Genomic DNA, 12,486 nt, shown 5'->3' with positions numbered 1-12,486 from the left:
GCGCGGTCCGCAATTCGGTTGCGAATTGCGGCCTCACGACACTAGGGCCGCACCAACACCACCGTCCCGCGGTCTTTGTTGATCACCGCGTGCCAGTCGGAGGGCACCGAGGGGTCGGTCCACTCGAACAGCCAAGCGCTGTCGATCGGCGACAGGTTCACACAGCCGTGGCTACGCACCTTGCCGAACTCGTCGTGCCAGTAGGTGCCGTGGAGCGCGTACCCCTTGTGGAAGTACTGCACGAAGGGCACGTCGAGGAGCGCGAAGCTGTCGCTCTTGTCTTCCTCGCCGTCCATGGTCGCGCTCACGTGTTTTTGATAGATCATGAAGGTGCCCCGCACGGTCGCGTGTACCTTCTCCGGATCACCCAGGCCGCCGCGGCCGGTACTCACCAAGGTCGCGTACACCGCCTTGGTGCCCACGTAGGCGACCAACGACTGCTCGCGGATCGAGATGTCGATCCACTTCCGCGTTCCGGTGGCGAAGCTCGGGTAAGAATCCCGGGGCGTGATGACGCGCGCGCCCTCACCCGCCATGTAGAAACCGTCGCGGCTCTCGTAGAAGTTGCCGCCGCCGGTCTTCTTTTGCCCCGTCAGCTTCACCCCTTCACGATGGGTGTAGCTGCCACTCGCGCTGAGTTGCCCCGCTTCGTTGAGTTTGTAGCGCTGGGCGTAGTGACTCTCGATGAAGGCCGCGGGCAGCGTCTCGCCGTCACCCAGCTCGACCCCGTGAAACGCGCTGGGACGCACGACCTTCATGCGGTCGAGCGCGATGATGTCGAGCTGCGTCGTCAGACCCCACACCCTCCCCTCGTGGTTGAAGACCCGGGCAAGAGCAAAACCCGAACCGGCCGTCGCTCGCCCTGCGTGGACGGAGAAGTGGAGCTTCCGCTCGACACCGTAGGGTTTCTCGAGAGGTCGATTGGTGCTCACGAACTCCGGCGGCGGGCCGGGCTCGCCGAGGATCTTCGAGAGTCCGCTCGACCCGAGCTGCTCTCGAAAGCGCGCGGCACGCCCGAGGCTGCCCTCCCCTTCGACCTTTTCGATCTCGTCCTTGCTGGCCAGCCGGAAGTAGAGGAGCGGCGGCACCTCGCCGTTCAGCGCGTACATGTAGGGCATGCCCTGGCCGCGCACGGGCCGCACGCTGGACGCCACGACGACCGGATTTTCGAGCTCCTTGGTGGCGCCCTTGCCGACACAGACGAAGCCGCGCGGGTTCACGCGATACCAGCCGCCCTCGCAGCCGTCGTTCACGATGGGCGGAGTCCGGACATCGATGATCTGGCCCGCCCGCAGGTACCCGTAGCGCGTGCGCTCCCTACCCACGTCGGTGTAGACCCAGTTACGCCACGCGATGCTCGCGACCTTGGTTCCATCGGGCGAAAACGGCAGGTTGTCTTCGATGGAGCCGGGCGTTGCGTCCACCATCACCGCCGGGGCGCCCGCGCTGTTGCTGGGCGCGGCGCTGGCCTTGGCGCTGACCATCCCAGCCGATGCGGAAGGGGCCGGCGCCGCGCCCGGAGGCTCGGCACGGCTGCAGCCAGCCACGAAACACACGCCGGCAAGAGCGAGGGCGAATGGATGATGAGCGCAGCGAGACATGGGCGAGGTCGAGCCGACCGCCTAGCATGAATCGCGCGCCGGCTCCTGATTCTTCCGCGCCGATGCGCCGCGTTTTGCCCCAGGCCTTCCACAGCGCTGCCGATCGTGATCTGATCCGCGTGTAACGGCCCAGTTGAACCCGAGCTCGACGTGCGAATCCCCAACGGCGCCTTCACGATCATAAAAGAAATCGCACGCCACGTGCTCCGACGCCCCGTGGTGGGCATTGCCGCCGCGGCTCGCACCGCCGATGGTCGCTGGCTGCTCATCCGCCGGACCGACACCGGCGAGTGGGCACTGCCGGGTGGCACGCTGGAGTGGGGCGAGTGCCTACGCGACGCGATCGAACGGGAGCTCGCCGAGGAGGCGGGGGTGCTCGTGACGGAGCTGGGGGAGGTCGCCGGCGTCTATTCCGACCCGAGCCGCGACCGCCGATTCCACGCGGTGACGGTCGTCGTGCACGCTCGGGTCACCGAACCCGATCGCCCCCCGCAAAACCCGGTGGAGGTCGCCGAGGTCCGGCTGTTCGAGACCGCCAATCTGCCGTCACATCTCGCCCATGGCATGACCCGCATGCTGGAGGACGCCGTCAAAGGCGTGCCGGTCTGGGAGTGAGCTCGCCCGGGTCTACCGCCGCGTCCGGGAGCGTGGCAGGGTACCGCCATGGCGCTCTGGCGCGGCTTGTCCGTCCTGGTTTTTTGTCTTCTTTCGACCGCGTGCGGTCTGTTCAAGCAGCTCGAGATCGACTCCCCAGGGCACTCGGTCCAGAAACCGAGCAACGTCGCCGTCTACCTGTCGGTGAACGATGGCAATACGCCGCTCACGGAGCTCACCGAGCAAAACTTCACGATCTTCGAGAACGACCAAGCGCTCTCGAGCGAGGACAGCAAGCTGACCTTGCTAGATCGTGAGCTGGCGGCACATCACCGCGCGCTTCTTCTGGTCGACATGTCAACCGCCAAGGACGCGGACACGCGTACCCGAATCGCGCGCGGCGCTGCGGGTTTCGTCGCCGCGGTGCGGAAGACTCAGGGCGTGACCGTGTACGCGTTCGACGGCGGGGTCGAGCCGAAGCTGATCGGGGAGTATGCCAAGGGCGAGAGCGGCCCCGCCGAGTTGCCGGAGCTGGCGGCTTTCGTGAGCGCCGACCCCTCTCGCAACTTGAACGGCGCAGTGCAGGCCGGGTTGAAGGAGCTGGACGCGCGCCTGATGGGCCAACAGAAGCCGATCCGGATCGGCACTCTGATCGTGCTGACCGCCGGCCCCGACGTCGCGGGCCGGGCCACGACCGAGGCGGTCCAGGCGACCGTCGACGCATCCCCGCACCAGATCGTGGTGATCGCGGTCGGCGCCGAAGGGGCGTTCGACGTGGGCGCAGTCGCCAAGACCAGCACACTGTGGGCGCCATCACTGGGCGGAGTCGGACCCACCTTCGACGAAGCAGCCACCCACGTCGACGCGCTCTTGCAGCGCCACTACTTGCTCGCCTACTGCTCGCCGGCGCGGGCCGGGATTCGCCATGTGCGTGTCGAGATCACGCACCAGAACACCGAGGGCGACGAGCGCCGCGGCAGCTTCGATTTCGAGTTCGACGCCACGGGTTTTGGTCCGGGCTGTGACTCGGCATCGCCGCCGCGCTTCGGCGGGGTCGAGCAAGCCAAGGAAGAGAAACCCGAAGCCAAGAAGGGCGACGACAAGAAGCCGGACACGAAGGGCGACGGCAAGAAGGGCGCGGGCGACGACGGCATCGTGCCGCCACCCAACAAGCCGGGCTACGCGCCACTCCCCCCGAAGTGAGCCCACTCGAGCTGGTCCAGGTCGAGCTGTTCGAGAGCGAGACCATCGTGGCGCGCGGCCGCAAGAAGACCAGCTTCCTGCTGCGATTCAAAGACACCTGGATCTCCGCCGGTGAGCACCCGAACGCTCAGGTCGAACGTCTGTCCGCCGGCCCCGGCACGGTGTGGGAACGTCGCATCACGGTCGCGCTGCCGGTGGGCGCGGCCGTTTGTCGGGTGGTGAGTGTGCCGCGACCCGAGCCGCGGCGGAGCGCGCTCGAGTATCTCACCCGCGAGCACACTGGCCCCCGCCTCTTGACCCGCCGCACGGAGCTGCAAGTGGGAGCACGCGGCGCGCTCGTCGCCGACGCCGACAAACCAGCGCCCGGCCGCCGTTCTCGTTGACCTGCTCACCATCCCTTGCTCTGCTCCCAAACGAAGGAGGGCCACCGGTGCGACGAACGATCCCCATTCTCGCGAGTCTGCTCAGTCTGAGCGCGAACACCGGCGTGGCCCACGCGTCCAGCGCCCTCGAATACCCGGACAACGGCGTGGCCCAGTTCTCTCGGGCCGGAGCCTGGCTAGCCACGGCCACCGATCCGATCGCCGGATTTTACAACCCCGCGGGGCTCGCGACGCAGGCCACCAGCTTCGGCATCGGCTTGAACCTCGCCTTCCAGACCATCTGCTTCGACCGCAAGGGCCCAGGGGGCACCGAGATCGGACCGAGCAAGGGGCTGGCGGATCAGGGTTTCACCTACGGCGAGGTCTGCAACTCGAACGCCGGCCAGCCGAATGCGATCCCCAATCTGGCGTTCACCTGGCGAGCTGCGGAGAAGCTGGGAGTCGGCCTGACCATCGTGCCGCCTTCGTCGTACGGCACCCTCGAGTGGCCGTATCTGGTGTCAGTCGAGGGCCGCGATCAGCCGCTGCCGGCACCCCAGCGATTCCTCTCGCTCTACACCAAGGGCACGATCCTGTTTCCGACGCTGTCGGTTGGTTACTCGGTCACGGATCGCTTCCACGTCGGGGTCGGCTTCGTCGCGGGCATTGCCTTGCTCGAGTTCCGGTCGATGTCGATGAGCAACGTCGACCAGACCAATCCGGGCGACCAGTACACCCAGGACACACGCAGTCGCATCAAGGTGAAAGACTTGTTCGTCCCCGGCGTGGTGGTCGGGAGCTTGTTCGAGGCGACCGACAACCTCGATCTCGCCGGCTGGTATCGCTACAGCGACAAGATCCGCGCCGAGGGTGACCTCGAGGTCATCGCGCCGTTTTTCAACTCCGCCGGCACTCGGCGGCGAGTCTGCGCCTATTCGGGCGAGACCAAGGACGATCCGGGCAAGGGCTGCGCGGACATCACGCGCAGCGAAGATCAGGTCGGGAAAAATGGCGCCAAGGTCGTGCTCGGCCTGCCCATGGAGGCGCGGGTCGGTGCCCGCTGGCACATGCCGCGCAAGGTCACCTCACCGCTCGAAGCCGAGAGCTTCCGCAAGGATCGATACCGCGTGCGCGACCCGCTGCGCGACGATCTCTACGACATGGAGCTGGATCTGACCTGGGCCAACAACTCGAGCGTAGAGAACGTGGAGATCCGTTTTGCCGACGGCATCAACGTGCTGGGGCTGCCGGGAACCGTTCCGACCAACGCCGATCGTCCCACCGGCTGGCGCGACTCGTTCGGTGCGCGCCTCGGCATGCAGTACAACGCGATGCGAAACCTGATGGGGCTGCGGCTCGGCACCTGGGTCGAGTCCAGCGCGGCAAAGGCCGAGTACCTGACGGTGACCGGTGTGCCTGCGCTCCGGGGCGGCTTCGGCGGAGGCTTCGTGCTCCGCGCCGGGAGTGTGGACATCGAGAGCGGATACCAGCACATCTGGAACGCCGGACTCGACAACGGCGGCGACGGCCAGCAGCGTGCCATCGCGGGCAGCGGCTCGGCCGACCACCGCTCGTACCACGCGGTCAACGGCGGCAAGGTTTCCCAGCACGCCAACGTGTTTTCCCTGGGCGCGGTCGCGCGGTTCTGACGAGCACCGAGCCGCACCGCCGAATCGGTGTATTCTCGTCGGCATGAAACGCACGGCGCCGCGTCTGACGATGCACGGTCACTGGCCCAGTGTTCTGTCTGCACTCTGCCTGTGTCTGGCTCCCGCCTGTGGCGGGGATGACAGCTCGTCCCCCTCGAATTCGGGTGGAAGCTCCGGGACCGGCAGCGGCGGCTCGACCACCGGCGGGACCAGCTCCGGCGGCTCCGGCAACGCGGGGGCAGGCGGTGTAAGCACAGGCGGGCAGCAGAGCGGCGGGGGCGGCAGCGGGGGCGCGAGCGGGAGCGGCGGAGCGTCCGGCAGCGCGGGTGCGGGCGGCGGCGCGGGCACAGGCAGCGGCGGCTCGACCAGCTGCACCGCGTCGGGTCCGGTGGTGCTGAAGGACGGCGCGACCAGCCTGAAAGACCTCTGCATCACCTCGTCCGACAAGGGTGTCGAGGGCGGCAACGCCACGAAGGTGACCTCGGTCACGCTCCAGAACGTGACCATCAACTCCTACAACTACGGCGTGTACCTGGGGGACTGTCAGTCGGCCAGCCTCGACAACGTCGACATCACCACCAACCCCAACGGCGGCGACTCGTACTCCCTGCGGGGAGCGATCGCGGCGTTCACGAGCAAGAATTCGGTCTACCGCGCCAACGTCAAAGCATTCCGCATCTACGGGCTGACCGGCGGTTCGTCGACCGGCGACAGCTTCCTGGGCGGAAACATGAAACTCGGCGGGGGCGCGGCAGACGAGTGGGTCAGCCCCTTGGCGTTCCAAAACTTCACCTTCACCGGCGGGACCATCAAGGTCGACAGCGTCGAGATCTACGACAACACCCACCATGTCACCTTCGACGGGGTCGACTTCACGGGGACCAACCACGTCTCGATTCAGGCGGGAGCGCACGACCTCACCTTCAAGAGCTCGAAGAGCCTCCCGACGCTCAAGTACTACAAGGCCAACAACGGCGGCGCGTACACGCCCGACGCCACCGAGCTCGCCACCCGGAAGATCGTCATCACCCCGTGACGCCAACGGACCCCGGGGTTGGGCCGCGCGAGAGCCACGCGGGTCGCTCACCGTCGATTCACCGGCGCGTCCCCGCGAGACAAAAAGAACAAGGGCGATCTGGTCACCCAGATCGCCCTTGGGAAGTCACTTTTTGCCGATGGTGGGCGGGACACGCCCCGAGCATGTTTCAGCTTTTGCTATCACCGGCCTCCACTCCGCCACTTGCAAGCGGTCGGGGTGGCATCGTTGTCTCAATGTGAATTCCGCTCTCCTTAGCCCGTCATTTTCGCGATGACTTGGCCTGGTGCGGTGGCAGGGTCGTTAGCCGCTGCCAGCTTTGGCGAAGAGTATCGTCGGCGCATCGCTCATTCGGTCAGCTTGCGCCCACCGGAGCCTCGGCGTGACTCGCGTTGTCGCGGTCACGGATGCTGACCCCCCGCGTCTTTCAACTGGAGGAGCCTTCACCAACGAAATACCCAGCCTCTGATGTTCTCTGTCACCACCCGGGCACGGTCAGCAAGACCTCAGGCTCTTGCTATCCGCTGGATCGCCTCGACCACTACTCGCTTGCGCGAGCGCTCTTTCGAAGCGGCTTTGACCCTTGTGGCCAGAGCCGTGTTTGCGCCGAACGGTTTAAGAACAACGCTGCACACGACTCAGAACACCTGTCATCGTACCTGCGACACGCAAGGTATTACCCCCACGTCCGTCACCATCTACTCGGTTGTCCACGCGAAGTTGATGGTAGCGCGTACCCGTTCACTCACCCGGTTTGCCGCGACGCTCCGTTCAAGAGCCCCTCGGTTCCGTTCGAGCTATGTCGAGCGCAACTCGCGCCTTTCGGCGGCGAATCAGCCCGACCAGAGATACGTCCGGTCGACGACTGCAATAATCACATTTCAAAAACAAGCACTCGTTGTCTCGCGCGGTTACCGAGTCGCTGCCCGGGGTTGCCCCCGATGCGCTTCGATGATTGCTGCGGTTCACGCCGCAGTCACTCGCTTCGGCCGGCGCTTCCTTCGTTGCCGCTGGCATTATCCGCCTGCGACCCCGCGTGGAGCTCCGTCACCTCTGATGCTCCCGTCACCGTCCGTGCCGCACCGGCGTACTAGGCCAGCGCAATCCGGACGACCAAGACCCTTTCGACCGCCGCAGTGCGTGAATGGCGACGGCTTCCATGGCCCGGAACATCTTCCCTCTGGCAAGGAGCCCTTCTCAGGCCCTTCGCTGATCCCCGCGTTCGGTTTTTGCCGATCACGGGTCCAGCTTTCGCGCGTCCCTTCGCTCACAGCGGGAGTTATCCGCTTTGAGCTAGGCTCCGTCCGCTCACCTCAGCCGCAACCGAGGCTCGCCTCTCGAGCCAGACGACGCTCACCAGATTCTGCAACCTTTCAACGCGAAACCCGAGCACACCAATCGAACGACCCTTCCTCACCCGAAGAAACGCTTTCGCTCCCTTCGGTACTCGCCCCGACCGAAGTCGAATCGAGCCGTGAGCAGCACGGCACCGGAACCTCTTCCTTTCGGAGGAAACCCCAGCTGATACCCCGAAGGTACCTGCCGTACCGGCCGAGATGCGGTGAGTTGGCTGTGCGTGCTGCGACGCAGAGGCCCACTCAGGCCACCTCTCGAACACCCCACTGTCGTTGACTTGCCGCTGCTTGAACCTGAAGAGATTCGAACAATCGACTCGCCAACCGAGGCCCCCATTCCCACCGCCCGCGCGAACGGGTTAGGTAGTCCTGAAGACCGGGGTGCCTTCGAACCTCGAGAAAGCCCAGACAGAGGCGCTACTCCGTCGAGCCGGGATGCCACCAATTCCGAAGAAATGTTCTCCCTCGCGAAGAAGGAGCTGGGGACACCCTCACGCCTTTTTCACCGACCGCCTCGCCCGACCTTGACGGGTCGACCTGAGCGGAGGGCGGTGACGCCTACCAGCCGCGGGGCTTGCGACCCACACGACAGACAGTGCGACACGGCGCTTCTGAGATTCTCTACGAATCAGTCGCTCGCTGGCAGATGTGCCGCGAACTTCCGAGGGCTATTAATGCTTCAGGTCGCCATTCTAAGCAACAACAAAATCGCGGCAGATGCGATTTTTTTATCCACAGCGTCAGCCACAGGTAATCCACAGGCTGGACCCAGGCCCCACAGCGCGCGCTACAATTTGCCAAATTCTCGGCGCTTTTGGCGACTTTTCAACCCAGCAGGGCAGGGCTGAGCACCATCTTGGTCTACAATATTCATTTGATATGTCTGTTTGATTGTCACGACTAACTACATTTGAATCTGCGGCCCACTCTCGGGTTTGAGCACGCTGCTCACATGGAATCCATGCCGCCGAGAAGTGTGTGTGTGTGAAGCTCCGCCGGCGGACCACCTCAACAGTCAGAGAAGCCGCCGAGCCCATGCCGGCGACCCCGGCAGGCGCTGTGCTGCGTTCTGGGACAGCCGCTCGAAGTTTCGCTCCGCCACGCCAGTGATCGGTGGTAAACCCCAATGACCTTGAGGAGATCCCCGTGGGGCTGAACGTCGAAACCCTGAAAGCCGAACGCGACCGGCTCAAAGAGTCACTCCGCGCGATCGAGGCAGATCAGCGCAAGGTGGAGGTGGAGATCAAGTCCCTCCGCCAGCGCGAGATCCAGGCCAAGCGCGAGATCGAAGCGCTGGGTGTTCTGATCGACATCCACGACGTCCCGGATCCAAGCAAGAAGAAGCCCGAGAAGAAGGCCGACGAGTAGCGGGTTTGCGCCAACGGTGCTCAGCGAGCCTTCGACGCGGGTCCCAGCGTTCCGCGTAGCGCGCCTCAGAGCTTGGTCGAGCCCAGCGCGAGGATCACGCTCAGCTCCGGATCGGATACCCCCACCACGGACAGCCGCCCTCTACGGATCAGGGCGAAGTCCGCGAGCTTCTTCTCGGCCTTCATGGCGGCGAGCGTGACCGGCGCCCGCATGGCCCGGAGCGGCACGAGGTCGATGGCGAACCACTCGGCAGCGGCTGGCTCGGGATACGCAGCACGTTTGACCCGGGCGAGCCCCACCACCCGACGCTCTTTTCCGGTGTGATAGATGAGCGCGAGGTCGCCCTTCTTCACCGCGCGCAGGTTGTTGCGGGCCTCGGCGTTGCGAATGCCGTCCCAGACTGCGTGTTTGTCCCGCACGAGATCCGCGTAGGCATACGTGCCGGGCTCGGTCTTCAAGAGCCAGGTCGCCACGTTCAGCCCTGGCCCGCGTCCTTGGGACCGGAGTCCACCCCGGAGTCTCCGGCGGCGCCGTCCGGAATGCCGCCGCCATCCGTTCCGCCGTCGGTCGTGGGCGGGCAACCCGGCAACGTCACCGGATCCCGCTCGCCGCCATAACCTGCCAGATCCGCCTCGAAACCAATGCCGACCGAGAGCGCGTCGCAGCTGGCCTGCTCGGAGTTCGTGCCGTTCCAGAGAACGTCGGCGTTCAGCTCGATCTGCGACTTCATCAGCACGTACAGGCTGTGCCCGTCACACAACCCGAGATCCGCGAAGGCGGAGACGAGGTCGTTGGTGCGCGCGCGCCCCGAGATGGTCCCGTCCTCGACGCGATACCCGGTCTCGGTTTGAGTCAGCTTGGCGACGACCAGGGCTCGCTGCAGCTTGAGCGGGTAGGCCCACGCGGCGCTCTTGCCGGGAAACCAGAAGTTCGTGTTCTCGGGCAGCTGCGCCACGACGTAACCGTCCTTCACGTAGGCATTGGGGTCGTTGGAGAGTGCGTTCGGCAGGTCCTTCCCCGGCTCGAGCACGCCATCGAACGTGTTCTTCTGGATGGTCCAGCGGTCCGTCTGGGTCCAGCAGGTGTTCTTCTTCCAGTCGCCGATCGGAGCGTTGATCTCGCAGCTCCAGCTCGGAGTCTTCTCGAGCCCCGGCGACGGATAGAGGTCGAGTCGGATGCTCTCGTCGTTTGGCGTGCCATTCCACTTCGAGACGCGGAAGATGAAGTTGTAGTCCCCACGGCAGAGCGCGCAGTTGAAGGCGTCGTTGCTGAGACCAAAATCTTTTCCCAGGCCCTGCAGCGCGATGGCATCGGACTCCAGGTGGCCGAAGGTGTTGTCCCGACACTCGCGGCCGTCGCCAGAGATCGCGGCCTTCGGCGTGCAAGGCAGCTCGGTCACCTCGGCCTCGCAGGTGTCCGAGTTCGTGCACAACCCGTCGATGTCGAACCCGAGGGACTTCCATGCGCCCTCGGTCTTGTCGCCGTTGCGGTCCAGCGATCCCAAGGCCATCGAGCTGATGGCAAAGTACAGCGGCTCCAGCTCGTCGGCCGCCGTGTTCTTGGGGCGGTCCGCTTGGGTCGGCAGCCCCGCGCTGATGCACCCGTTCGTGCCTTTGGTGCTCCACCAACCGATGCCGCTGCCCCACTGGTCGGGAGGCACTGGAGTTCCCTTCGTGCCTCCGAGCAGCGACTCGTCGTAGACCTTGCAGGAGTGCAGAGCGACCAGAGCCGCGAGGCCCGCTCCGATCATCGACGAAACCCAACGCATTGCCCTGGAGGATAGCAGAGGCGCGGCGCAGACTCGACTTGCCGGAGGACATTCGGCGGGCACCCGTCCGGGCGGGACGGATCCCGGAATTTAGTCGAGATCGCGGTCGGGAATGTCGAGCAAGAGCGGGCAGTGGTCGCTGAGCTCTCGCTGGGCCGCCCCGGGCCCATCCGGCGGTCGAACGGCGCACGCATGGGCATGGCAGATGCCAGAGACCTGCGCCGTGATCCCCTGCCCCACCTCGCTGAACGAGCGCGAGACCAGGAAGTGATCGAGCAGAGTGCCGTGCCCCGCGTGATACTCGGAGCAGGGTTTCGAGGCAGTCAGCCGACGGAACGGCGGCGCGAGCCCGGCCAGCGTCGTGTCCATGCGAGTGAGCTCGTCGTCCGCGCCAATGCTCGGCGAACAATCCTTGCAACCCATGGTGTTGAAGTCACCAGCGATGATCACGTCCGCATCGGGCTCGATGCCCAGGAGGACTCGGTCTGCGGCCGAGAGGGCCTTCAGGGATCTCTCTCTGAGATCGCTGGAGCGTCTCTCGGTTCCGCTCTTGGTGTGCACCGACACGAAATGAAAATCCAGCCCGCCGGGCAGGGTCAGGTAAGCGGAGAACCCTGGACGGAGGTTGTCTTTGCAGGCCGTGCCATGAGGGTTGAGCTCGGCTACGGTCGTCTCCGCCTTGACCGTGACCCGCGCGCGGTTGACCAGCAGCCCCACGTGTTGTGAGTCGCTGTTGGGGCAGTCGTCGAACTTCGCCTCCCAGCGCCCGCTCGTGTGACGATTGAGGACCTGGAGCAGCTCCGCCACCGAGCGACGCGCGCGTGCGTTCGCCTTGAACTCCTGGACTGCAAGGGCGTCGACGTTCATCCACGCGATCGAGCAGCCGAGCCATGCCAGGTCGGTGCCCTGGCCATCCTGACCTTTACCGGGCTTGCCGTCGGGGAACCAGCGCACGTTCCAGGTTCCGAGCCGCGCAACGCCGGCGGCGCGCTCCAGCCGCTGGCCGCTCGCCAGGGCTTTTTCGCAGTCCGCGCGCGACTGCCAGGGTGAGCCCGCGGTCGCCGCACCGGCCGAGGTCGGTCGAGGAGCGACCGGTGCGCCCGCGTCGACCTTGCCTTCGACATAACGCTGGGTGATCCAGCCGCGCGCACCGTCGGGCGCCAAGATCTCGAGCCAGTTGTCGCTGCGGCCTAGCACCTGCACCAACGTGCCATCGGGCACGCGGCCCGAGACGGCAGCAGCACGAGCTTCGGGGTGGAGCGGTACACCCGCCTCGTTCTGGGCGCGCAAGCGCACGCGCTCCAGGGTATCAGCCCGAGCGGTGGACGCGGCCGGCTCCGGTCCGGCCGACGCCGCGCCGGTCGGCGCCGGCGGCGTCAAGTTGTCGCGGCAGCTCGCGAGCACGAGAGCGCCGAAGACGACCTTCGAGAACGGGCGCATGTTCGGGAAACGCTAGGTTGGATTCGCTCCCGATGGAACTCCCTGGGGTTCACCCTCGTCGGGACAGCCCGAGTCGCAGGGTCACGCGGAGCGTTGGGTGTGCAATCCTC

At 65.7% G+C, this 12,486-nt stretch carries 10 protein-coding genes; 6 read left to right on the top strand and 4 right to left on the bottom strand.

Annotated elements, in window-relative coordinates:
* Window positions 1-41 precede the first annotated feature (41 nt).
* Complete coding sequence (locus tag IPI67_10185; protein ID MBK7580560.1) at window positions 42-1,601, bottom strand: L,D-transpeptidase; 1,560 nt, start codon at window positions 1,599-1,601, stop codon at window positions 42-44.
* A 156-nt stretch (window positions 1,602-1,757) separates the two neighbouring features.
* Between IPI67_10185 and IPI67_10180 the strand changes: the two genes are divergently transcribed.
* The 6 genes from IPI67_10180 (at window position 1,758) to IPI67_10155 (ending at window position 9,168) form a co-directional block, all read left to right on the top strand.
* Window positions 1,758-2,216, top strand: a complete 459-nt coding sequence (locus IPI67_10180) for an NUDIX hydrolase (GenBank protein ID MBK7580559.1) — start codon at window positions 1,758-1,760, stop codon at window positions 2,214-2,216.
* 48 nt (window positions 2,217-2,264) lie between these two features.
* Window positions 2,265-3,398, top strand: coding sequence for a hypothetical protein (locus tag IPI67_10175; GenBank protein ID MBK7580558.1), 1,134 nt, complete (start codon window positions 2,265-2,267; stop codon window positions 3,396-3,398).
* A complete protein-coding gene (locus tag IPI67_10170; GenBank protein ID MBK7580557.1) occupies window positions 3,395-3,781 on the top strand; it encodes a hypothetical protein in 387 nt (128 codons plus the stop codon). The genes IPI67_10175 and IPI67_10170 overlap by 4 nt, the downstream gene beginning before the upstream one ends.
* A gap of 47 nt (window positions 3,782-3,828) precedes the next feature.
* Entirely contained in the window at window positions 3,829-5,409 is a 1,581-nt protein-coding gene (locus IPI67_10165; protein MBK7580556.1) for an outer membrane protein transport protein, read from the top strand.
* 43 nt (window positions 5,410-5,452) lie between these two features.
* A complete protein-coding gene (locus IPI67_10160) occupies window positions 5,453-6,445 on the top strand; it encodes a hypothetical protein (protein ID MBK7580555.1) in 993 nt (330 codons plus the stop codon).
* Window positions 6,446-8,946: 2,501 nt separating this feature from the next.
* Window positions 8,947-9,168: a hypothetical protein gene (locus tag IPI67_10155; protein MBK7580554.1), complete on the top strand. Its 222-nt coding sequence runs from the start codon at window positions 8,947-8,949 to the stop codon at window positions 9,166-9,168.
* 65 nt (window positions 9,169-9,233) lie between these two features.
* Here the strand turns inward: IPI67_10155 and IPI67_10150 are convergent, their stop codons facing one another.
* The 3 genes from IPI67_10150 to IPI67_10140 form a co-directional block, all read right to left on the bottom strand.
* Window positions 9,234-9,626 (bottom strand): EVE domain-containing protein, encoded by a 393-nt coding sequence (locus tag IPI67_10150; GenBank protein MBK7580553.1) that lies wholly within the window; start codon window positions 9,624-9,626, stop codon window positions 9,234-9,236.
* Between the two features lie 17 nt (window positions 9,627-9,643).
* Window positions 9,644-10,936 (bottom strand): hypothetical protein, encoded by a 1,293-nt coding sequence (locus tag IPI67_10145; GenBank protein ID MBK7580552.1) that lies wholly within the window; start codon window positions 10,934-10,936, stop codon window positions 9,644-9,646.
* Window positions 10,937-11,026: 90 nt separating this feature from the next.
* Window positions 11,027-12,376: an endonuclease/exonuclease/phosphatase family protein gene (locus tag IPI67_10140; protein MBK7580551.1), complete on the bottom strand. Its 1,350-nt coding sequence runs from the start codon at window positions 12,374-12,376 to the stop codon at window positions 11,027-11,029.
* Window positions 12,377-12,486 lie beyond the last annotated feature (110 nt).

The sequence above is a fragment of the Myxococcales bacterium genome (assembly GCA_016706225.1).
In the GTDB taxonomy this organism is placed as follows: Bacteria; Myxococcota_A; Polyangia; order Polyangiales; family Polyangiaceae; genus JADJKB01.
Note: the sequence above shows the minus strand (reverse complement) of the source record. Positions and strands in the feature narration are given on the sequence as shown.